This is a genomic window from Halorubrum sp. T3, assembly GCF_000296615.1.
In the GTDB taxonomy this organism is placed as follows: Archaea; Halobacteriota; Halobacteria; order Halobacteriales; family Haloferacaceae; genus Halorubrum; species Halorubrum ruber.
In genome coordinates this window covers 462,614-484,093 of record NZ_JH815330.1, presented here as the reverse complement: position 1 = coordinate 484,093, position 21,480 = coordinate 462,614, and the positions used below count along the sequence as shown (strand labels likewise).

Here is a 21,480-nt window from a genome sequence, read left to right as displayed (position 1 = left end):
TTTGGCTTTCGCCGGCTTCGGCGCGGCGGGAACGGTTCGGTGGCGCTATTTCAACCCGAAGGTCGCGGTGGCGCGTGCCTGCGAGTGGCCGCCGAAGGCGGCCGCGAGGAGCGCGCGCGAGGGAGTCGGCCGACCGGAGCGAAGCGGAGGGAGGCCGACGAGGCTGGGGAGGCGTGAGGTGCTGTGCGGTCGCGGTGGGGTGGGACTCAAAGGGGCAGTCGTGAGGGCGGCGCAGGCGACGTAAGCACCGCAGCGAGCAGCGCGAGCGAGGAGCACAGCGAGCGTGCGCCGCCCTCACGACTGGGGCTTTGGAGGCCTTCGTCGTCGATCCGTGATCAACCATTTATAAGCGAGCGACTGGGGCTTTGGAGGCCTTCGTCGTCGATCCGTGATCAACCATTTATAAGCGAGCGACTGGGGCTTTGGAGGCCTTCGTCGTCGATCCGTGATCAACCATTTATAAGCGAGCGACTGGGGCTTTGGCGGCGTTCATCCCTGACTCGGTGGCAGAGGAACGCAAAACGCCGGCCCAGAACGAACCGTTTTACAAATTGTCAATCACTTACCACCGCGAATCGCGAGGCGTCGCTCTCCTCGGTCGGCGCGGTCACGAGCGACACGCCGACCGTGAGCGCGCCGGACAGCACCATCAGCCCGAGCGCCACGTCCCAGCCGCCGGCGACGGTCCGGGGCAGCGTCGGGACGGCGCCGACGACCGCCGACAGCACCACCGCGAGGTAGATCGCCTGCGGGACCGCGACGCCGACTATCATCCCCGTACGCGTCGTGCGCGACCAGTAGAGCGCGCAGATCACGGGGAGCGCGAGCAGCGCGAACCCGGAGAAGGCGGTGTCACCCACCTCGATCAGCGTCCCCGGGCGGAAGAGGCTCGCGACGAACGCGAGCGCCGCGAACGCCCCGACGCCGATCCGCGCGATCCACGCCTCGCGGCGCTCAGAGGCGTCCGCGTCGATCAGCGGGCGGTAGAGGTCCCGCGTGAAGTACGACGACCCCGACAGCAGCATCGAGTCCGACGAGGACATCATCGCGGCCATCGCGCCGGCGACGACGACCGCGGCGAGCCAAGCCGGCGCGTACTCGTTTAACACGACGGGGAGCACGTTCGCGTTCTCCGGGACGGTCACCGGGGTGCCCGCCGCCCACGCGCCGAGCATGAACGCGGGGACGAAGAGGAGCAGCACCAGCACGGGCCACAGCGCGAACGACCGCTTCAGCGTCGCGGCCGACTTCGCGACGAAGAACCGCTGGTTGATCTGCGGGAACATCGTCACCCCGAACGCGATGGTGATCGCGGTCGAGACGATGAACCCGACCGAGTACGTCCCGCCGCCGAAGGACCCGAACTCGGGCCGGGCTGCCAGCATCCCCTCGGTCGCGGCGCCGACGCCGCCGAGCGCCGAGACGACCCACGCCGCCGCGAGCCAGACGACGGAGAGCATGAACAGCCCCTGGAGCGTGTCGGTCCACGCCACGCCGCGGAGCCCCGCGACGGCGACGTAGAGGATCATGAACCCGGTGATGAGCGCCGCGCCGCCCCAGTAGGGGACCGCGCCGTTCGTGAGCCCGACGAGCGCCTCGCCGGCGCCCATCTGCTGGAGCATCACGTAGGGGAACAGCCACAGGAGGCTCACGCCCGCGACCAGCGCGCGCAGCCCGGTCGAGCCGAACCGGTCGCCGAGCATCTCGCCAAGCGTCACGTAGCCGTTGCGGGCGCCGATCAGCCACTGCTTGTAGCCGATGACGTACCACAGCACGGCAAAGAGGACGCCGTCGAGCGTCCCCATCACGATCAGCCACTCGGGGCCCGCCGCGTACGCGAGGTTCGGGCCGCCGAAGAAGGTGAACGCGGAGAGCAGGGTGGCGAACGTCGTGAAAAGCAGCACGAGCGTCCCGATCGACCGGCTCGCGAGGTAGTAGTCCTCGGCGGTCGTCTCCGAGACGCGGTACGCGACGAGGCCGAGCGCGAGCGCGACGACCAAGTAGCCGACGACGATCCCGAGCGAGAGGCCGAGCGTCACCGGCGGTCACCCCCCAGCGCGGGGCCTCCGGTGCGACCGTCGCTCGATTCCGGTCGCCGTCCCATCCCGCGCTCCCACGCGCCGCTCCGGACGAACAGCGCGAACAGGGCCGCGCACAGCCCGAGCCAGCCCACGTGCCACCAGATCCACACCGGGAGGCCCGCGACGACGCGGTCGACGCCCCACAGCGGCCACGGCACTGCGAACGCCACGAGTATCGCGAACGTCGGTATCCACACGAGATCGCTCCGTGAGCGCGTCATGTGGGATAATACTACATCTATAGACACTAAGAACTATTGAATCAGTTCGGATCTACGTGTTGGAGAAAAATTCTCTTCAATAACCTCCGCCGGAGGAGCGTGGCGATAACTACTTTCCGCGAGGAACGCAACCATACACGGACGGGCGCTACCGCCCGCCATCACCATTCACCCATCATGAAAGACACAGAGAAATACCTGATTCACGCCACCATCGCGGCCGACGGCGTCGTCGAGCGGAGCGACGTCGTCGGCGCGGTGTTCGGCCAGACCGAAGGGCTTCTCGGCGACGAGTTAGACCTCCGGGACCTCCAAGAGTCCTCGCGCGTCGGTCGGATCGACGTCTCCGTCGAGTCCGAGAACGGCCAGTCGTTCGGCGAGGTCACCGTCGCGTCGAGCTTAGACAAGGTCGAGACCGCCATCTTAGCGGCCGCGCTGGAGACGATCGACCGCATCGGCCCCTGCCACGCCTCCGTGGAGGTGACGAGCATCGAGGACGTGCGGGCCGCCAAGCGCCGCGAGGTCGTCGAGCGCGCCAAGGAGCTGATCGCCGGCGGCTTCGAGGAGACGAGCCTCGCGAGCAGCGACGTGTTAGACGAGGTCCGCGACGCCGCGCGCGTCGAGGGCATCGTCGACTACGAGGGGCTCCCGGCGGGCCCGCGCGTCGGCGACTCCGACGCCGTCATCGTCGTCGAGGGGCGTGCGGACGTGCTCACGCTGCTCGACTGCGGGATCAAAAACGCCGTGGCGGTCGAGGGGACGAACGTCCCGGAGGCGGTCGCCGACCTGACCGCCGACCGGACGGTCACCGCGTTCCTCGACGGCGACCGCGGCGGGGAGCTCATCCTTCGCGAGCTCGCGCAGGTGGGCGAGGTCGACTACGTCGCGTTCGCGCCGCCCGGCGAGTCCGTCGAGGACCTCGACCGGGACGCCGTCTTCGAGGCGCTCCGCGGGAAGGTGCCGTACGCGAGCCTCGCAGACGCCGCCGACCTCCGAGCCGCCGCCAGCGACGAGGAGATCGCCGACGGCGATACAGCTGACGACGACCCGTCGGTCGCCCGCGTCGGCGACGGCGGTGCGGTCCCGAGCGACTCCTCGGGCGGCGATTCGGCCGGACCGTCGGCCCAAACGAACGCGTCGCCCGAGATCGAGTCAGAAGAAGAATCGTCGGAACCGGACGACAGCGACGCGGCGGCCGAGACCGGTGACCCGTCCTCGGCCGACGAAGCGAGCGAGTATCCCGAGCCCAAGTCGACGCCGACCGACAACGCCGATCCCGGCTCGACGCTCGACGCCGACGCGGCCTCTGCCGTTGAGCCCGACGCTGGGTCGTCCGAGGAACCGGATCCCGAGGCGGTCGAGGACCCGGACACCGAGCCGGCCGAGAAGCCAAACGCTGACTCGGCCGCGGAGACGGAGCCCGACGAGAGTGACGACGAACGACGCGACGCGACCGGTGACGAGCCCGACGAACCGCAGACGATGGCGGCGCACGTCGGCGAGGTCGTCGACGGGGAGACCGGCCGCGCGCGGCTCCTCGGCGACGAGTTCGAGGTCTTAAGCGAGGTCGACGCCGCGGAGGCGTTCGACGCGGTCGAGGGCGCAGAGCCCGCGCCGCACGCCGTCGTCGTCGACGGGACGGTCGACCAGCGGCTACTCGACGTGGCCGCCCAGCGCGGCGTCGGTGACCTCGTCGGCCGCGACCTCGGCGAGTTCGTGAAGCGCCCGGTCGGGACGCGCGTCCTCGCGGCCGACGACGTCTGGGCCGGGAACTGACGATACGGCGCGTTCGTCGCCTTCTATTTATAAATAGTTGCTTGCGGATCGGCGGCGAACACCGCCAAAGCTCCAGTCGTTTATTTATAAATAGCTGCTCGCGGATCGGCGGCGAACACCGCCAAAGCCCCAGCCGTGCGGTGGCCGCACGCTCGCTGTGCTCCTCGTCGCTCGTTTCACTCGCTCCTGCGGTGCTTGCGTCGCCTGCGGCCACCGCACGGCTGCCCCTTTGAGTCCCACCCCGCACCGCACAGCCCGGCACCTCACACCTCCCCAGCCTCGTCGGTCGCCGTCGCTTCGCTCGGCGACCGACTCCCTCGCGCGTGCTGCTCGCGGCCTGACGGCCGCTCGCAGGCACGCGCCACCGCACCGCATCGCTCATTTATAAATGGCGGCGTCGGTGCCGGCTCAGACCAAGCCGACCGCGCCGAGCACGGCGAACAGCGCGTCACCGTACGTCAGCGAGACGAGGAGGCCGACCGCCATCGGGACGACGAACGGCATCCCGGGCGAGACCAGCACGCGGTCCTCGCGGGCGACGACGTCGAGGCCGTCGCGGAGCGTCGCCGCGTCGGTGCCGTAGGCCCCGTGGTCGATGTCGTCGAGGAAGCGCTCGGCCGCCCAGGGGTCGTCGAAGTTGCGGTCGGTTTTAGCCTCGGCATCGACCGCGCGCCCTCCGTCGGTGGGCACGTCGTCAACTGCGCGCCCCCCGTCGGTCCGCGGGCCGACGTGGGCCCCCCCGTCGGTCGGGTTGAACGTCTCGCCGACCGAGCCGGGGTCGCGGAGCCCCTCCGGGTCCGCCCGCAGGTCAGCGAGCGTGAGCCCCCGCCAGCGGAGGTACATCCGAAGCGCGTCCAGGTCGAGCCCGCCTCGGGTCGGCCCGTCCGGGTCCTCGAACAGCCGGCCGTGACGGTCGGGCAGCGAGTCGGTCGCGACCGGGCGCGCGAAGAACATGCTCGGCGAGGCCTCGCCGCGGACGAGGTTGAGCGCGGCGAGCCCGACCGGGTACGCGAGACCGAGCAGGACGGTGTTCGTGAGGATCGTCAGCGAGAACACGCCGAGCTGGGTGTCGACGAGCGGGACGGTGAGCCCGGCGAGCTCGTAGGCCGGGAACGTCGGGAATATCACCGCGAGCGCGATCATCGCCTTGGCGTCGGCGCCGCCGAACGCCCCGAGGTACCAGAAGGCGTAGCCGAGCGGCGCGACGAACAGCAGGCTGATCGCGGCCCGCACGAGGAAGATCCGCCCGTCGAACCCCGCGAACGGCCACAGCGAGACGGCCTCCCAGATCAACAGCAGCGCGCCGAACAGGTACAGCGGCGGCCACAGCCGGTTCGGGAGGCGCCGGGTCCGGACGTCCCGGATCGCCGCCCACCCGAAGACGGGGACGACGAGCAGTCGGAGGAGGTCCGGCAGCGTCGCGAACATGTCTCCACGGGCGCGGTCGGACCAATTAGGCGTTCGGGTTCGGCTATCGCGATCGATAGCGCCGCCCCGAATCCGCGTCGCCGAGGGGGCTCGGCGCCTCGGTGCCGGCGATCCGCCGGGCCTATGTGAGTCGCTCGCCGACCGGGTCGCAATGCGTCGCCGTCTGGGAACCAGTCTGTACGCCGGCCTGCTGTTCACGGTCCTCGGTACCGTCGCGTGGGCGACCGGCCAGCCGTTCGTCTTCCCGAGCCTCGGCCCGTCCGCGTTCGTCCTCGCGTTCGACCGGCGGAGCGAGCGCGAACGCGCCGTCCGCGTGGTCGCGAGTCACCTGATCGGCGGCGTCGCCGGGCTGGCGGCGTGGACAGTGATCGCCGACGGCGCCGCGCTCACGGCCACGCCGCCCGCCTTCTCGCCCGAGGGGTTCCGGCTGACCGCGAGCGCGGTCGCCTCGCTCGTGGCGACCAGCTGGGCGATGATCGCGACCGACTGGGTCCACCCGCCGGCGTGCGCGACGACGCTCATCGTCTCGCTCGGCCTCCTCTCGACGCCGACGGAGGTTGCGATCATCGTCGCGAGCGTGACCGTCCTCGTCGCCTTCCACGCGGCCGTCATCCTGCTCTTCAAGCGCCTCGTCGGGGACGCGCACCCGCTGTACGGCCGGGACGAGCCGGACGGGTAGGTCGGCGCGACTCACTCGTCCGGACGGTCCGGCCGCCTATCGAACACGTCGAGGATCGGCTCGGGGTCGTCGAGCCCCGGGATCCGGTACTCGTCGTCGCGGAGTTCGATCGCGACGGTCTCGGTCCCGAGCCGGCGGTCGAGTCCGCTCCGCTCCACGCGCAGGTCGGTCTCGTCCCACGGCTCGACGCGCCACAGGGGAACGTCGAACAGCCGGTCGCGGGCGACGAGCGCGTCGTCGCCGGCGCGGTACTCGACGAGTCCGTACCGGAGTTCGTGGTCGAGCGCGGCGATCGCCAGCGGGACCGCCACGGCAAGCGCGCCGAGGGTTCCGGCGGTCAGCCAGTTCCCGCCGATCGCGAACAGCAGACCGACGAACCCGAAGGCCCCGGCGATGTACCACAGTCCCGGATGGCCGAGGGGAGTCGTCAGCGCGCCCGCGAGCCGCGACCGGAAGGGCTGGCGGACCGTCTCGACCGGTTCCGCGAGCGACCCGTCCGCCGGTTCCGGGTCGGGAGGGTCGTAGGAGAACCCCAGATCGAGCGACGACGACTCGTCGAACGCCGCCAGCCGGTCGCCGTACAACCCGCCGAGGTCGAACGCGGCCTTCACCGCCACGATCCCGAGCAGGAGCGGGAGTCCGACCGCGTCGGCGTCGAGCGCGGAGATCGGCGTGTCGTCCTCTAAGGTCCCCGCGGCGACGACCGTGACGGTGAACAGCGCACCGAGGAAGATGGCCGCGCCGCGGGCGAACACGCCCGTGAACGCCGTCTGGGCGCTGTGGTCGCGGTACTCGCCGCGGCCGAAGTACTCGACGAGCGTCGTCGCGCCCTCGCCGACGAAGACGGCGAGGACCGCGAGCGTCACGGTGTCGAGCGCCTCCGCGCCCAGCCCGCCGCCGACGACGCCGACCGTGAGCGTGCCGACGACCGCCCAGACGACGACGAGGATCGGTGCGGCGATCGGGAGCACGAGCAGCGACGAGAGCCGGATCTCGACGCCGGTCCACGGGATCGACAGCCCGCCGCGTCGCTGCGCGAGCGGGCCGACGATCAGCCCGTCGCGCTCGATTTCGGACGGGCGCCCAGCGAACAGCGCGCGGACGAGCGCCCAGCCGGAGGCGATCCCGAGTTCGAACCAGTACAGCGTCATCAGCGCGGCCGCGTTCCAGCCGAGCGCGACGACGCCGACAAGCGGGAGCAGGTTGGCGGCTGCCACCGAGAGCGCGCGGGGCCGGCGACCGCGACCGAGCGCGCGCAACCGATCGGTGAGGGAGGAGGGCATCCGTCGGTCGTTCCGCGTCGTCGCACATAAGCGGCCGGGAGCGGACGAGAGCCCCCGGCGCGACGGCCGACCGGGTCGGCCGAGACGCGGCCGGTTCAGCGCGCCGGACCGGCCTCCCGGTGGAGATACAGGTACGCCAACACCGGGACGATGGTGAAGACGAGCGTCGAGAGCGCCCAGAGTACCGCGTAGCGGCTCCCGCGGGCTCTCGCATCGCGGTAGATCCAGACCGCGGCGGCGACGACCACCCCGTAGATGACGAGCGTGAGCGGGAGCGACCACGGGAGATCGACGCCGAAGAGGGTCATTTCCCACCGGTGAGGTCCGCGCACATCACGAAGTCGGGCTCGGCCGCGACCGACACGCGGTTCGCGGCGGCGTCGCTCACGTGCTCAACCGTCTCCGGGATCAGGGCGCGGGCGCCGTCCGCGTCGGCCGCGGCGGCGTCGGCGGCGATCGCGTCGAACAGCGCGCCGGCCGCGTCGACGTCGCGCCACGCAGCGACGCCGTACGTCGCGGTTCTGGTGGTCTCGCCGTCGACCTCGCGCTCCGTCACGCGGGTTCGGACCGCAAAGCCGGCGAAGGCGTCGGTGTCGGCGTCGGCGACCGCGATCAGCCGGTCCTCGGCCGCGGCGGCCGCGAGCCGCTCCCGGGTGAGCTGCGAGCAGGCCCACGACTCGTCGGGGTCGAGCGCGAGGCCGCGCAGGCGGTCGCGGGCGTCGCTGTCGCTCCAGAACGCCCACGCCGCGTCGGGGTCGGGGTCGTCGAGGGCGCCGTAATCGGTCGGCGCGCCCCCGTCGCCGTCGAGCGCGTCCGGGTCGGGCTCCGGCTCCGCGAACCGGAACTCCGTCTCGGGCTCGAAGCCGACCGCGCGCGACTGGCCGAGCCCCATGACGTTCCACGAGAACACCATGTTCCGGCAGACGGTCGCGCCGCGCTCGCGTGCCCAGTCGAGCGCGGCCTCCGAGAGCGCGGTGCCGACGCCGTGGCCGCGGGCGGCGGGGTCGACGCGGATCCCCTGCCCCCACGCCTCCCACTCGGAGAGCAGGACACCTTGGATACAGCCGACGACCGCCTCAGGGTCGCCCGCGTCGGCGACGCCGTCGCCGTCGCCCGCGACGTGCGTGTCGCCCGCCTCCCGGCCGTCGAGGTTGCCGGCCTCGGCCGCTTCCGGAGGGAGCGTCGCGACGAACGTGCCGCGGTCGGAGTCGTCGGAGGCGGCCCAGTCGGGGAACACCCGCGGGATGTAGTCCTCGTGGCGCTCGCCCCAGGTGTCCCGCGTGAACGCCGCGACCGCGTCGGCGTCGGCGGGGCGCGCCTCGCGGACGACGACCGTTGGGCCGCCGCCCTCTGCCCCGCGGCCGCTCATCGCCAGGGCCGCGACTCCTCGGTCAGTTCGCCGGCGAGGTCGCGGCCCATCGCCTCGGCGGGGTCGGACGCGTTCGCGAGCGCCCACATCAGCTTCACCTTCGCGGTGCCGGGGAGGGTGTCGCCGGCCTCGACGACGCCCGCGTCGAGCAGGTCGCGGCCGGTGTCGTACACGCGGTCGCAGACCCGGCCGGCGAGACACTGGCTCGTCATCGCGACGACGGTTCCGCCCTCGACGAGCGCCTCGATCCGCGGGATGAGGTCGGTGTGGACGTGGCCGAGTCCGGTCCCCTCCACCACGACGCCGTCCTTCTCGTCGAGGTAGTCCCACGCCGCTGGGTCCATCCCGGGCGTGAACTTGACGAGCTCGACGTCGCCGTTGAGGTCGGGCGCGAGGTCGACCGATTGCTCCGCGCTCCCGCGTGCGGTGGGCTCGCGGTGCCACTCGATCGCGGCGTCGGCCGCGTCGCCCTCTGCGCCCGCCTCGGCGGCGGCCTCGTAGTCGATCAGCCCGAGCGGCGCGGCCCCGACGGTCTCGAACGCGTCCCGGCGGGAGGTGTGGTTCTTGCGGACGCGCGTGCCGCGGTGGAGCGCGCAGGCGTCGTCGGAGGGGCTCGCGTGCATACAGACGAGCGTCTCGGCGTGGTCGGCCTTCGCGGCCTCGACGGCGCAGACCGCGTTCATCACGTTGTCGGAGGAGGGGCGGTCGGCGGAGCGCTGGCTCCCCGTGAACACGACCGGCACGGGAGAATCGAGCATGAAGGAGAGCGCGGAGGCGGAGTACTGCATCGTGTCGGTGCCGTGCATCACGACGACGCCGTCGGCGCCCGCCTCGATCTCCTCGGCGACCGCGTCGGCGAGGTCGCGCCAGATGGACGGCTCCATGTTCTCCGAGAGGATGTTCGCGACGACCCGGCCGCGGTAGTTCGCGCGGCCGGCGAGCTCGGGGACGGCCCGGAGCACGTCCTCGGCGTCGAACTGGGCCGTGACGGCGCCGGTCCGGTAGTCGACGGTAGAGGCGATGGTCCCGCCGGTGGAGATGAGCGAGACGGTGGGCAGGTCCTCGTCGAAGGTGATCTCCGAGGCGGCGTCGCCGCCGCCGTCGTCGGCCGCGGGGTCGACCTCGCGGACGCCGGACTCAAGCACCTCGACGTCGGCCTCCTCGCGGTCGATACCGACGTTGTAGCCGCCGTCGAGCTTGACGACGAGGTGGTCGCGCGTCGTGGAGGGGAGCAGTACGCCCTCGTTGGTGACGCCCCCGCGCTCGACGCGGACGCGATCTCCCGGGTTCATAGGACCGAATTCCCCCGGGGCGGACTTGAATCCAACCGTTCGCGGCGGCGCGGCGACGGCCGGAAAACGAGCAGAACGGAGCGAGAAAGAACGGAACGGGCAGAGCTATCGACCGGGTGCGGGAGCGGCGGGCGGCCGGGTCAGTGTTCGATGTACTCGGCTTCCCAGTCGGTCCGGGCCTCGATCTCGCGGCGGCCGCGGCGGGTCAGCGTGTAGTAGTTGGTGCGGCGGTCGCGCTGGCCCTTCTCGACGAGCCCCTTCTCGACGAGCGTGTCGAGGTTCGGGTAGAGCCGGCCGTGGTGGATCTCCTTCTCGTAGTACTCTTCGAGCTCCTCTTTGATGGCCAGCCCGTGCGGCTCGTCGAGGCCCGCGATCACGTAGAGCAGGTCTCGCTGAAAACCTGTGAGGTCGTACATACAACTGTCTGTACATACCTGTCGAGAATAAATAAATATACCGTTATATTAGTCCTCGTACGACCACGAATCGTCTCCTACGTCCCCGTAACAGACGCCTCCGTTCTGTCAGTTCCGTAACTCGCACGCGAAGCGGATTCGGGTCTCCGCGGCTGGACGTCGTTTTCGGCGTCTGATACGTATGCGGACGCGAGGACAGCGGCTCGTCGGTCGGGATTGCGGGAATCGAGATCGCGGGAAGCGCGTTCGCTCGGGCGCGAAACGATGAGCGGAGCGCTACGCGGTCGAGTGTCGGAAGAAGGCACGCCCGACGCGGAAAAAAGCCGCGTCGGGCCTGCCGATTGGTCCCCGCTGACGCTTCGGCCCTCCAGACGAAGCGTCACTTCATCGTACACCGTAGAGAGTGATAAACGTGTCGTACGTCGCTCACATATGTTCTTCTTCTAACACCCACCCGAGCGCGCGCTTGTAGTGAGTGAACAGCTCCTCGACGCCGCGGTGGTTCATCTCCTCGTCGTCTAACTGTTCGCGGAGGAACTCGTACTGCTCTCTGACCTCCTCTTCGGAGCGCATGCGAAGGGGTACGGAGCCGTCTCGGATAGTGTTGTGGCCGAGGGGATCCGGGCAGTCGAGGGTTATCGGTACCACGCGACGAACGGGCCGGCGATTAACAGCACGCCGACGGCGGTCAGTACGCCGCCGAGACGCATCGATCCGTTGAGCGTCGTCATGTCGAGTATCATCGTCACGCCGAGCATCGTCGTCAGGGCGCCGGTCACCAGGAATACGGCGCCCCACACGACGTCGGGGACCAGTTTGGCGACCTCATCGATGAGCACGTCGAGTATCTCGTCGAGCATGGGGACCAGCCGTGTGCGGTCGACGAATCTGCCCATCAAAATACTGTCGACGATCGGCGTCGATACGTGACCCTGGTAACGAGTCGCGTCGAAATCTCAGTCGGTTATTTATAAATAGATGTTGGCTGATCGACGGCGAACACCGCCAAATCTCCCAGCCGCCCAGTTATAAATAGTTGATCGCGGATCGGCGGCGAACACCGCCAAAGCCCCAGCCGCTCGGCGATACGCTGCTCCCTGAAAACCAGCGGTGAACACCGCCAAAGCCCCAGCCGGGAGGCCGCAGTACGCTCGTTGCGCTCCTCGGTCGCTCGTTACACTCGCTCCCTGCGGTGCTTACGTCGTCATCAGAACGCGGAGCGTTCTGATTGGCTCACGAGAGCTCCGCTCTCGTGAACGCCTACTGCGGCCTCCCGGCTGCCCCTTTGAGTCCCGCCCCGCACGGCACCGCAGCCTCACGCCTCCCCAGCCTCGTCGGTGGTCCTCCGCTTCGCTCCGGACCACCGACTCCCTCGCGCGTGCTGCCTCGCGGCCGCCGAGGGCGGCCGCTCGCAGGCACGCGCCGACTGCTTGATTTATTTATAAACGGTTGCTGTCGCGGTCGCCCGCGAACGGTAACGTTGATACGTCGACCGCGGGTACGAGAGGAGACGATGGACGACCGGACCCGCGAGTACCTCCGGGGGCGGTTCGGCGACTACTACCGGTCGGTCTCGCTGTCGCTCCCGCCCGACGCGAACCTCCGCGAGTGGGGTCACATCCCGTGGACCCCCGGGTCGGGCACGACGATGGTCCGCCACCAGTCGCTGTTCGACCTCGGCGACGTCGACACGTTCTTCGCGGACAACGCCCCCCGACACGCCTACTTCTCGGCCGCACGCTACGACAACCCGGGCGCGGCGACGATGGGACAGAAGGGGTGGCGCAACGCCGACCTCGTCTTCGACCTCGACGCCGACCACCTCCCCGGCGTCGACCCGGAGACCACCTCGTACCCGGAGATGCTGGCGGCGTGTAAGGACGCCCTCCTGCGGCTTTTGGACTTCCTCGACGACGACTTCGCGTTCGAGGACGTGACCGTCGTCTTCTCGGGCGGCCGCGGCTACCACGTCCACGTCCGCGACGAGGACGTCCGGGAGTTAGACAGCGAGGCGCGCCGCGAGATCGTCGACTACGTGCGCGCCATCGACCTCGACACCGACGGCCTGATCCGCACCGTCTCCGACCGCGGCACGACGAAGCGCGTCCTCCGGACCGAGGGCGGGTGGGGCGCGCGCGTCCACGAGGCCCTGATCGAGTACGCCGACGACCTCCGCGAGATGGACGACGAGGCCGCCCGCGAGCGCCTGATGGAGCTCGACGGGATCGGCGAGGGGCGCGCGAAGACGATTCTCGGCGCGTTCGACCGGAACCCGACCGCGGTCCGCGAGGGCAACGTGGAGGCCGGCGGGCCGGGCGTGCGTCGGCTCGTCTCCGCGCTGGCGTCGCGCGTCGCCGCCACCGACGCCGCGCCGATCGACGAGCCGGTGACCACCGACACGCGGCGGCTCATCCGGCTCCCGGGGACGCTCCACGGCGGCTCCGCGCTGGTCGTCACGCCGCTCGACCGCGACGAGCTCGCCGACTTCGACCCCCTTCGGGACGCCGTCCCGGACCGGTTCGTCGGCCGCGAGATCCGGATCGAGACGGACGCGGATCGGACGGTAGAATTAAACGGCGAGCGCGTCAGAGTTGAATCCGGTAGAAACACCGTGCCCGAGTTCGCGGGAGCCTTCCTAATGGCCCGCGGCGAGGCGCGGAAAGCCCCCGAACGATGACCGAATATAAATGAACCTCGACGAACTCCGGTCCGCGCAGGCGAAGGAGCGCCGCAAGGACAGCCTCCAGCACCTGCGGGACTCGTTTTACGACGACGTGGGCGCGTACGTCGCGGACCTCCGCGCCGCGCGCGACCGCCGCGCCGAGCAGGTCGAGAACCCGTTCGAGGACGACGACGTCCGCCGGCTCTCCGACGAGGTGGAGACCGCCGAGGAGGTCGCCGAGGCGCTGTACGAGCGCCGCGTCGGCAAGGTCGTCAAGCTCGCCTCCTTCGCCGCGGCCGACATGTCGGTCGACGAGGAGGGGATGACGACCGAGGAACGCCGGCTGTTCGACGACCTTGTCGAGCGCATCACCGCGAACAAGTCCGAGGTCCTCGACGTGCTCGCCGGCGAGTCGCCGGTGCCGGACGAGGCCCAGACCGCCGACGAGACCCCGGTCTCCACCGACGCCGCGGAGTCGCGCAATCCGGTACCGAGCGATTCGACCCCCGAAACCGGCGCGTCCCAGACGGACGCTGAGCCGGCGGAAACGGATCCGACGGGCGTGGATCCGACGGGTCCGAGTTCCGAGGAGGCGGACGCCGGCGACGGCCCCGCCGCCTCGGACGCGCTCGCCGGAGCGATGGGCGGCGGCGAGGCGGAATCGCCGCCGAACGCACCACCCGAACCGACCGAGGGCGCCGCGGCCGACGGCGAGGTCGCTTCTCCCGATACGGAGCCGACCGACGGCGCCGCGACCGACGGCGACGACGAGCCGACGCCGGTGCCGCCGGAGCCGGCGCCGCCGGGAGCGGTCGGCGTCGACGCGGGCGACGGCGCGAGCGACGAGCCCGACGGCGTTGCCACCGACCCCTCTGCGGGCGAATCGGACGACGCGGCTGACCCCGGAGCGACGACGGACGGCGGACCGGTCCCCGAAGCGACGGCGGGCGGCGAGCCGGGCGCCGGTCCGGAATCGGATCAGGGCACCGATCGGGCCACGGTCCGGATCACCCGCGACGTCGGGGCCATCTTCGGCGTCGACGAGCGGGAGTACGAGCTCGCGAGCGAGGACGTGGTCTCCCTCCCGGTCGAGAACGCCGACCCGCTGGTCCAGCGCGACGCCGCCGAGCGGATCGACTAACGGGCGTCGATGGCGCCCTCCGCCCCCTCTGCGCCCTCCTCGGCCGGCAATCAGGGCGGCACCGACGCGGAATCCCGTTCTCCCGAAGTCGGGCGTGTCGCGGCCGCGTGCGGCGCCGTCGCGACGCTCTCGGCGCTCGGCGGAATCGCGCTCGCGGTACTCCTCGATCCGACCTTCTCGTGGACGGCCGACGCGCTCTCCGACTTAGGCGTCCGCGACGAGAGCGCCGTCGCGTTCAACTGGGGGCTGATCGCCGGGGGGGCGGCGGGCGTCTGCTACGCCGTCCGCCTCGGACGAACCGGTCGCCCGTTCCGGGCGCTCCTCCTCGCGCTCGCGATGGTCGCGATGGCCGGCGTCGGCCTCTTCGACCTCACCGAGCCGCTCCACGGACCGGCGGCGATCGGGTTCTACGGACTGATCACGCTGGTGTTCGCCGTCGACGGATGGGGCAGGCGAGGAGAGCTGACCGGCCGCGTCGCGCTCGCGTTCGCCCCGGTCCACGTCGCGGTCTGGGCGACGTTCGCCGCCGGGTGGTGGCCCGTGACCGGACTCGCGCTGCCGGAGCTGCCGGGGGCGCTCATGCTCGCCGCGTGGGTGTGGGTCGTCGGGCCGGCGCCGGTCGCCGGGGCGGTCCGGTCTCCCCCCGGCGGCCCGACCGACGGACACTAACGCCGCGGGCGGCTACGGCGCACCGATGGAGCTGGAGTTCCTCGGCGGCGCCCGCGACGTCTCCGTCTCGGTCGCGGACGACGCCAACGCCTACCTCGCGATGGAACCGCTGGACTCCCCCAACGGGAACCAGTTCGCTTCCACCGACGGCGACGTCCTCGCGCTGGACTTCTCCGAGAACGGCAACGACGGATCCGGACTCGGCACAGACTCGGTTTACAACTTCGACAAAGTGTTCCAGATCGTCAACCAGGGCACCCAGGGGGTGTACGTCTGGGCGACGTTCAGCGGTTCGACGGACGGCTTCGACACAGGCGGCGTGGACACCGACGTCTGGCTCTATCCGAACGGTGACCCCAGCGACAAGCTCCGCGACAGCGAAGACGACGTGCTCTACCTCCCGACCGGCTCGTCGGCGGACATCGGCGTCTACGTGGACACGCACGACCTCGACGTCGACGACGATCAAGAGCTGACGATGACCGTTCGAGCCGACGTGAACAATCCGGCGTCCGGAGACGTCGTCGGTGGAGGTGGGACCACGGTGGACGGACCGGCCGACGGGCTCGTGAGCTACTGGCCGCTCGATGACGTCGAGAGCGGGACTGCCGTCGACGAGATCGGTACCAACGATGGAACGGTCGAGGGCGTCACTTCTGTCGACGGAAAGGTAGGGGAGGCGGGGTCGTTCGACGGTAGCGACGATTACGTGGGAATTCCCGACGATCCGAGCCTCGACCTCACGGAGTCACTGAGTCTCGCCGCCTGGGTGAAACCCGCCAGCGGTCAGGATGGCTACGAACGGATCATCTCTCGTGAAAAGCCCGGTGTCGGAAATCGACAGTACAATATTGGACTGGATCATAGCGCGACGGAGCCGCGGACGGTCGTCGACACCGCCGATGAAGACGGGCTCGAAGTTTCCGGGACGATTTCGGTTGCGGGCGATGCGTGGCATCACGTCGTGATGACGTTCGAGAGCGGTGACGCAGTTCGTCTCTACTTAGACGGGAATGAAGTGGACGAAACGACGGTCGCAGCCGGTGACACGCTGGTGAGTCGTTCCTCACAGGTTGCTCTAGGAGCTCCGGCACATCTGAATGGGCTCTTCTTCGAGGGCCGCATCGACGACGCTCGTATCTACAATCGTGCGCTCTCGGAAAGCGAAGTTACTGAGCTGTTCAACGAGACGGATTCGTAACTACTCAGATAACTCGAAACAGGACCTACCGATTGGATTTCGGACGGGAATCGACTGGGAGCGTCGGACAGTGCTAATAACTACTTCTGATTTCTCTTACTCCCCGCCGTCGGTGTACGCCCAGTCGTCGAGCACGCGCTCGGCGACCGCGTTCGCCTCCGCCGGCGACGGACAGGAGCCGGCGACGACGTCCTGGCAGAGCTCGCCCGCGAGGTCGTACACCGCGCTCCCGTCCGCGCGCTCGGCCACGCGCTCGAAGGTGGGTCGGTAGCCGGCGGCGGCGCGCTGACCGATCTCGTCGAGCGAGGCGTCGATGGTGTACTCCAGCTGACGGACCGCTTCCTCTGGTTCCATGTCCGATCCACCGGCCGCGACCCACTTAAAGGTACTCGGATTCGGAACTGAGTTAATTCCATCAGGTCGGCGGCGTCGAACCGACGTTTATACGCCGCCGGAGCGGCGACTGGCGCCATGACCGACGCAGACGAGCGCAACGCCGACGCGACCGGACGCGGCGACGAGTCCGTGCCCCCCGTCGCGGAGCGCGCCGACGACGTCGCCGAGCGCGCCGCGGTCGCGAAGCGCGCCGCGGAGGCGGGCGCTGCGGTCGCGCACGAGCACTTCCGGAGCGACATCGCGGTGGAAACGAAGGGCGAGGACGACGTGGTGACCGAGGCGGACCGCGCGGCCCAGCGCGCCGTTATCGAGTCGATCCGCGAGTCGTACCCGGACGACGCGGTCGTCGGCGAGGAGGAAGACGAGCGCAAGACCGTCCCCGAGGAGGGGCCCGCGTGGGTGATCGACCCCATCGACGGGACGAACAACTACGTCCGCGACGTGCGCGTGTGGGCCACCGCGGTCGCGGCCGTCGTCGACGGCGAACCCGTCGCGGCCGCGATCGTCGCGCCCGCGCTCGGCGACACCTACACCGCCGACGCCACGGGCGCGTACCGCAACGGCGAGCCGATCGCGGTGAGCGACGTGAGCGAGCCCCGCAAGGCCGCCGTCGACCCGACGATCTGGTGGGCCTACGACGCCCGCGACGAGTACGCCCGCGCCTGCGAGGCGATCGTGACGCGCTTCGGCGACATGCGTCGGTTCGGCGCCGCGCAGGTGGTGCTCCCGACGGTCGCGGCCGGCGGGCTGGAGGGAACGATCACGAACGTCGCGGCGAACCCCTGGGACACGGTTGCGGGGGTCTTCGTGATCCGACAGGCCGGGGGGCGCGTGACGGACTTGGACGGAGAGCGGTGGCGCCACGACTCGACGGGGCTGGTCGCCTCGAACGGCGCCCTCCACGACGAGGTGCTTGCGGCCGCCCGAGCGATCGAGGACCCCGATTGAGCGCGGCTATTTATATGAAATATTGGCGGCGCGCCGCCGAGCGGCCGCCCTCGGCGGCCGCGAGGTGCCCGCGAGGGAGGCGGCGGCCCGGCGCGGCTCCGCCTGCGCCGGGCCGTCCGCCGAGGCTGGGGAGGTGAGAGGTGCGGGGCTGTGCGGGCGGGCGGGACTCGAAGGGGCAGTCGCGAGGCGGTCAGAGGCGACGCAAGCACTGGAAGGAGCGAACGCAGTGAGCGACTGAAGCGCACAGCGAGCGTCTGACCGCCTCGCGGCTGGGGCTTCGATGGCGTTCGTGTCGCTTCGCTACTTATAAGCAGTATCGTCGTATGGCCGAGCGGCTGGGGCTTCGATGGTGACCACCGTCACAGCGAGTACAACGTACAGCCGAGGGTTCAAATTCGGGGCCGGCGAATCCCCTCGTATGTATGCGGTCGTCGGCTGCAACGAGTGCGCCAACATGTGGCTGGTGACGGACCCGGAGACGAGCGAGACGGCGCAGTGCTCGCGGTGCGGCAAGACCCACCGCACCGCGAAGCTCAAGCGCTTCTTCGAGTCCGAGGACCGCGCGGCGGCGCGGGAGGCGCGGTCCGCCCTGCTCGCGAAGAAGCGCGGCGACAGCGCCGCGTTCGCGGAGGTCGACCACGTCGCCGACCTCGAAGCGGCCGTCGAGGACGCCGGCATCGACGACCGCGAGTACCTCGAAGCGTCGGGGCTCGACGCAGATGCGGTCGACGAGGCCGGCGAGCGCGCGGAGGGCGGCGGAGGCGGCTCCCGGAGCCGAACCGAGGTCGTTCGCGACGCGGTCGACGCGGTCGACGACCCCACAGAGGCGGCGGTCGTGGAGCGCGCCGCGGCAGAGGGGGTTCCCGCCGACGCGGCCCGCGAGATCCTGACCCGCCTCTCGCGCCGCGGCGAAGTCACCGAGTCGAACGGGCGGTATCGCGTCCTCTGAGGCCGATTCCGGACGCCTCGGAGCGAATCCCGGACAAAGCACTTATATTACGCTCGTGACGGGTCCCACATGGACACCCGTACGGCCCTCCTGGCGGCCGCCGCCGCCCTCCTCGTCGCGAGCGCGGTCGGCGCCGTCGCCGCGCCCGGCGCCATCAGCGACCCGCGAGCGACGGACGAACCGCCCGGGGACATCCGCGTCGCCGGCGCGACCGTCGCGCCCGGCGACGTGCGCGGCGAGACCGCCGAGCTCCGGCTCGGCACCGACCTCCGCCACCGCGGCTCGCCGGTCGAGAACGTCACGGTCCGCCACCGCGCTATCGGCGCCGAGTCCGGCCTCCTCGTCGACGAGACCACCGTCGACGTCGGCGACGTCGACTTCGACGGCGAACGCACCGTCAACGGCACCGTGACCGTCGAGCGCGAGGGCGGCTACCGCATCGAGACGGTCGTCTTCGCGGACGGCCAGCGCCGCGAGCAACAGACCACGCGCGTCGCCGGCGTCGCGGCGCTCACGCCGGACTACGCGGACACGCAGGTCGGCTTCACCGACGGGTCCGTCTGGCCGACCGTCGCCGTGAGCGTCGTCGAGGCCGACAACGAGACCGCGACGCTGTCGGCGTCGGTCTCGGTGACGAACCGCGGCGACGAGGCCAGCGAGGACGTCGACCTCCGCCTCTACCTCCGGCAGGCGGAGTCGAACGTGATCGCCGCGGACGCGACGGAGACGGTCGGCACCGTCCGCCCCGGCCGTACCGACACCGTGACGACGACCGTCGAGGTGCCGGCCGGTTACAACTACTACGTCGACGCCGCGCTGTTCGACGACGACGTGCTCGTCGACGAGACGCAAGGCGTCGCGAACCTGAACCCGCGGGAGACGATCACCGCCAACGAGACCGTCCGCGACGTGGAGTTCTCCGTCGAGGACTTCCAGCGCGACGACGTCGGCGGCGAGGGCGGTGACGGCGCCGATCGCGCGCCAACGGACGGCGCCACCGGCGGCTCGACGCCCGGCTTCGGCCCGCTCGTCGCGCTCGTCGCGCTCGTCGTCGCGGCGCTGACCGCGCGGAGGCGGCGATGACCGACAAACAGCCGCGCGACGGCCCGAGAGACGACGAATCGACCCGCGACAGCGATCACGCCCGCGACTCACCACAGCCCATGACAGACGACACCGACGCGACCCACCACACGGAGACGGACGCCGACCGTACCGACGCAGACGAGGAGACCGGGGGGAGCGACCCCTCCGGCTTCGACCGCCTCTCGACCGACGACCTCCGCGGCCTGCTCGACCGGGTCGGGCTGGCCGCGCTGTCGCTGCTCGCGGTGATCGCCGGCTGGGGGTTCTACAGCCAGTCCGGGAACGCGATCCGCACGTGGTTCGACCCGGCCTACCAGTCCGTCGCGCTCGCCGTGTTCAACCTCGCGGTCCTGCTCGTCGCGCTCGCGGGCGTGACCCACCAGCTCCGCCGGATCCGCGCGACGGAGTCCGACGGCGCCGACCGGTAATCGCGCCGGGAACGGACCGAGCGGTGACCGCGCGGGAACGGACCGAGCGGTGACCGGCGCGACGGGGCCGTTACTCGTCGGGGATCTGGTCGGTGCTGGCCGGGATCTGTTCGACCTGTCCCGCGAGCGTCGCGGCGTCGCCGGCGACGGTAGAGGGCTCGACGCCCGCCTCGCCCGCGACCAGCCTGACGTGCGCGGCGAGCAGCGCGAGCGCCCGGAGCCCGGCGCCGTCGGCGTCGTCGTCGGTGCGCTGGGCGAACGTGGTGTCGACCTCGCCGTCGCGGACGACGCCGACGTGGACCGCGTCGACGCCGTCGCCGTCGAGGAGGTCGCGGGCGCGGGCGAGTTCCGTCTCGAACTCGTCGCCGGAAGGCGCGTCGGCGGCGTCCGTCGAGCCGTCGGCGGTCTCGGAGCGATCCGCTCCGTCGGGCGCGTCGGCGTCTGCGGGGTCGTCCTCGCTCATGTCAGTCCCTCGGGCGAGCGGCGTGAAAAGCGCGGCGACGGCTGTGCGGGACGCCGATCGGGAGGAGAAAGACGGGTCTGCGACGGACGCGTTACTCTTCCGGGCGGGGCCGCGCGATGAACAGCGCCTCTTCGATGGTGAACGGGTCGTACGTCGACTGGTGGCAGACGCAGTAGGTCCCGTTGGCGGCGTCGTAGCGGGCGGACTCCTCTAACACCTTGTAGCCCGGGATACAACAGAAGTGGGTACAGACGTTGAGATACGCCATGAACCCCTGGTCGGTCGACGCCTGTAGCCACTCGTCGTTCTGGGCCGCCTCCTCGATCTGGGGCGAGCGGATGACGATCGCGCCGAGGTTCGTCTCGGCGTCCTCGGAGCGCCACGTGACCGACGCCGGCTTGCCGACGCCGTCGCTGCCGATCCCGTTGCCCCACTCGGTGTAGTCCGAGAAGTCGTCGATATGGATCCGGTCGCCGCCCGAGTAGGTGTTCGACTGCCAGTCGTACGGCGGGGCGCTCGCGGACCGGAACAGGTTGTCCGACTCGAAGTTCGGCTGGACGTTCTCCTGGGACTCGACGCCGCAGTACTGGAACCACGCGCCGGCGTAGGTGAATCCGCCGAGCTCCTCTTGGGCGACCTCGATCTCCTGACCCTCCTGGGTGACGGTGGTCGTCTCGGGCCAGATCCCCTCGACGTAGCCGTCGTCGGTGACCTGGACCGGAATCTGCGGGAGCCCGCGGGGCGCCGGACCGCCGGTCTGCGCGATCGTCTTCGCGATCGTCGACCCGCCGCCGACCCCGCCGGCGGTCGTCAGGGTGTTCACGGTCGCCGACCCCATCGCGCCGACCCCAGCGAGGGCCGCGCCGCCGACGACGCCCTTCACGAAGCGTCGCCGCCCGGACTCAGACGGATACTTGTCGGACGCACTCATACCCGCTTCTGGGGTTGGATCGGTAAAAAGGGTGACGAACCCTCCACCGAGGCGAGAATCG

At 70.5% G+C, this 21,480-nt stretch carries 23 protein-coding genes; 10 read left to right on the top strand and 13 right to left on the bottom strand.

Annotated features, from left to right (window positions below; all coding sequences use genetic code 11):
* Positions 1–554: 554 nt before the first annotated feature.
* Together B378_RS0111440 and B378_RS0111435 are read right to left on the bottom strand one after the other, a co-directional pair.
* The gene (locus tag B378_RS0111440; protein ID WP_017343916.1) at positions 555–2,039 is read right to left on the bottom strand and encodes a sodium:solute symporter; all 1,485 of its coding nucleotides are present in this window, start codon (positions 2,037–2,039) and stop codon (positions 555–557) included.
* Positions 2,036–2,302: a DUF3311 domain-containing protein gene (locus B378_RS0111435; protein WP_017343915.1), complete on the bottom strand. Its 267-nt coding sequence runs from the start codon at positions 2,300–2,302 to the stop codon at positions 2,036–2,038. The genes B378_RS0111440 and B378_RS0111435 overlap by 4 nt, the downstream gene beginning before the upstream one ends.
* A gap of 177 nt (positions 2,303–2,479) precedes the next feature.
* Here B378_RS0111435 and dnaG point away from each other — a divergent pair, with 177 nt between their 5' ends.
* On the top strand, positions 2,480–4,078 hold the full coding sequence (dnaG, locus tag B378_RS0111430; protein WP_017343914.1) for a DNA primase DnaG: 1,599 nt from the start codon (positions 2,480–2,482) through the stop codon (positions 4,076–4,078).
* 408 nt (positions 4,079–4,486) lie between these two features.
* Here dnaG and B378_RS0111425 read toward each other — a convergent pair whose 3' ends face one another.
* Entirely contained in the window at positions 4,487–5,506 is a 1,020-nt protein-coding gene (locus tag B378_RS0111425; RefSeq protein WP_017343913.1) for an A24 family peptidase, read from the bottom strand.
* 151 nt (positions 5,507–5,657) lie between these two features.
* Here B378_RS0111425 and B378_RS0111420 point away from each other — a divergent pair, with 151 nt between their 5' ends.
* Positions 5,658–6,185: an HPP family protein gene (locus tag B378_RS0111420; protein ID WP_017343912.1), complete on the top strand. Its 528-nt coding sequence runs from the start codon at positions 5,658–5,660 to the stop codon at positions 6,183–6,185.
* Positions 6,186–6,196: 11 nt separating this feature from the next.
* Here the strand turns inward: B378_RS0111420 and B378_RS0111415 are convergent, their stop codons facing one another.
* From B378_RS0111415 to B378_RS0111385, 7 genes are all read right to left on the bottom strand, one after another.
* On the bottom strand, positions 6,197–7,468 hold the full coding sequence (locus B378_RS0111415; RefSeq protein ID WP_017343911.1) for a DUF6498-containing protein: 1,272 nt from the start codon (positions 7,466–7,468) through the stop codon (positions 6,197–6,199).
* 95 nt (positions 7,469–7,563) lie between these two features.
* The gene (locus B378_RS0111410; RefSeq protein WP_017343910.1) at positions 7,564–7,776 is read right to left on the bottom strand and encodes a hypothetical protein; all 213 of its coding nucleotides are present in this window, start codon (positions 7,774–7,776) and stop codon (positions 7,564–7,566) included.
* Entirely contained in the window at positions 7,773–8,837 is a 1,065-nt protein-coding gene (locus tag B378_RS0111405; RefSeq protein WP_017343909.1) for a GNAT family N-acetyltransferase, read from the bottom strand. The genes B378_RS0111410 and B378_RS0111405 overlap by 4 nt, the downstream gene beginning before the upstream one ends.
* Positions 8,834–10,129 (bottom strand): Glu-tRNA(Gln) amidotransferase subunit GatD, encoded by a 1,296-nt coding sequence (gatD, locus tag B378_RS0111400; protein ID WP_017343908.1) that lies wholly within the window; start codon positions 10,127–10,129, stop codon positions 8,834–8,836. Before gatD ends, B378_RS0111405 begins: the two co-directional genes overlap by 4 nt.
* 140 nt (positions 10,130–10,269) lie before the next feature.
* Positions 10,270–10,545, bottom strand: coding sequence for a PadR family transcriptional regulator (locus tag B378_RS0111395; RefSeq protein WP_004597247.1), 276 nt, complete (start codon positions 10,543–10,545; stop codon positions 10,270–10,272).
* A 426-nt stretch (positions 10,546–10,971) separates the two neighbouring features.
* Positions 10,972–11,118, bottom strand: a complete 147-nt coding sequence (locus tag B378_RS17115; RefSeq protein ID WP_007345373.1) for a hypothetical protein — start codon at positions 11,116–11,118, stop codon at positions 10,972–10,974.
* 62 nt (positions 11,119–11,180) lie between these two features.
* Positions 11,181–11,405 carry a hypothetical protein gene (locus B378_RS0111385; RefSeq protein ID WP_017343907.1) on the bottom strand — a complete coding sequence of 75 codons (225 nt, stop codon included), beginning with the start codon at positions 11,403–11,405 and terminating at the stop codon, positions 11,181–11,183.
* Positions 11,406–12,058: 653 nt separating this feature from the next.
* Here B378_RS0111385 and priS point away from each other — a divergent pair.
* The 4 genes from priS to B378_RS0111365 all read left to right on the top strand — a co-directional run bounded on the left by priS (position 12,059) and on the right by B378_RS0111365 (position 16,218).
* On the top strand, positions 12,059–13,222 hold the full coding sequence (priS, locus tag B378_RS0111380; protein ID WP_017343906.1) for a DNA primase small subunit PriS: 1,164 nt from the start codon (positions 12,059–12,061) through the stop codon (positions 13,220–13,222).
* Between the two features lie 10 nt (positions 13,223–13,232).
* Positions 13,233–14,348 carry a hypothetical protein gene (locus B378_RS0111375; protein WP_017343905.1) on the top strand — a complete coding sequence of 372 codons (1,116 nt, stop codon included), beginning with the start codon at positions 13,233–13,235 and terminating at the stop codon, positions 14,346–14,348.
* Positions 14,349–14,357: 9 nt separating this feature from the next.
* A complete protein-coding gene (locus tag B378_RS0111370) occupies positions 14,358–15,017 on the top strand; it encodes a DUF998 domain-containing protein (protein WP_017343904.1) in 660 nt (219 codons plus the stop codon).
* Positions 15,018–15,117: 100 nt separating this feature from the next.
* Positions 15,118–16,218, top strand: a complete 1,101-nt coding sequence (locus tag B378_RS0111365) for a LamG domain-containing protein (RefSeq protein WP_237738336.1) — start codon at positions 15,118–15,120, stop codon at positions 16,216–16,218.
* Positions 16,219–16,314: 96 nt separating this feature from the next.
* On the opposite strand, the gene B378_RS0111360 is transcribed toward B378_RS0111365, so the two are convergent.
* The gene (locus B378_RS0111360; RefSeq protein ID WP_017343902.1) at positions 16,315–16,572 is read right to left on the bottom strand and encodes a hypothetical protein; all 258 of its coding nucleotides are present in this window, start codon (positions 16,570–16,572) and stop codon (positions 16,315–16,317) included.
* Positions 16,573–16,689: 117 nt separating this feature from the next.
* On the opposite strand from B378_RS0111360, the gene B378_RS0111355 reads away from it, so the two are divergent.
* From B378_RS0111355 to B378_RS0111340, 4 genes are all read left to right on the top strand, one after another.
* Positions 16,690–17,562: an inositol monophosphatase gene (locus tag B378_RS0111355; protein WP_017343901.1), complete on the top strand. Its 873-nt coding sequence runs from the start codon at positions 16,690–16,692 to the stop codon at positions 17,560–17,562.
* Between the two features lie 418 nt (positions 17,563–17,980).
* Positions 17,981–18,511: a DUF5817 domain-containing protein gene (locus B378_RS0111350; RefSeq protein WP_017343900.1), complete on the top strand. Its 531-nt coding sequence runs from the start codon at positions 17,981–17,983 to the stop codon at positions 18,509–18,511.
* Positions 18,512–18,580: 69 nt separating this feature from the next.
* Positions 18,581–19,594, top strand: coding sequence for a PGF-CTERM sorting domain-containing protein (locus B378_RS0111345; RefSeq protein ID WP_017343899.1), 1,014 nt, complete (start codon positions 18,581–18,583; stop codon positions 19,592–19,594).
* On the top strand, positions 19,591–20,025 hold the full coding sequence (locus B378_RS0111340) for a hypothetical protein (protein ID WP_017343898.1): 435 nt from the start codon (positions 19,591–19,593) through the stop codon (positions 20,023–20,025). The genes B378_RS0111345 and B378_RS0111340 overlap by 4 nt, the downstream gene beginning before the upstream one ends.
* A gap of 70 nt (positions 20,026–20,095) precedes the next feature.
* Here the strand turns inward: B378_RS0111340 and B378_RS0111335 are convergent, their stop codons facing one another.
* Positions 20,096–20,488 carry a hypothetical protein gene (locus B378_RS0111335; protein ID WP_017343897.1) on the bottom strand — a complete coding sequence of 131 codons (393 nt, stop codon included), beginning with the start codon at positions 20,486–20,488 and terminating at the stop codon, positions 20,096–20,098.
* Between the two features lie 91 nt (positions 20,489–20,579).
* A complete protein-coding gene (locus tag B378_RS0111330) occupies positions 20,580–21,419 on the bottom strand; it encodes a cytochrome b (protein WP_017343896.1) in 840 nt (279 codons plus the stop codon).
* Positions 21,420–21,480: the final 61 nt, after the last annotated feature.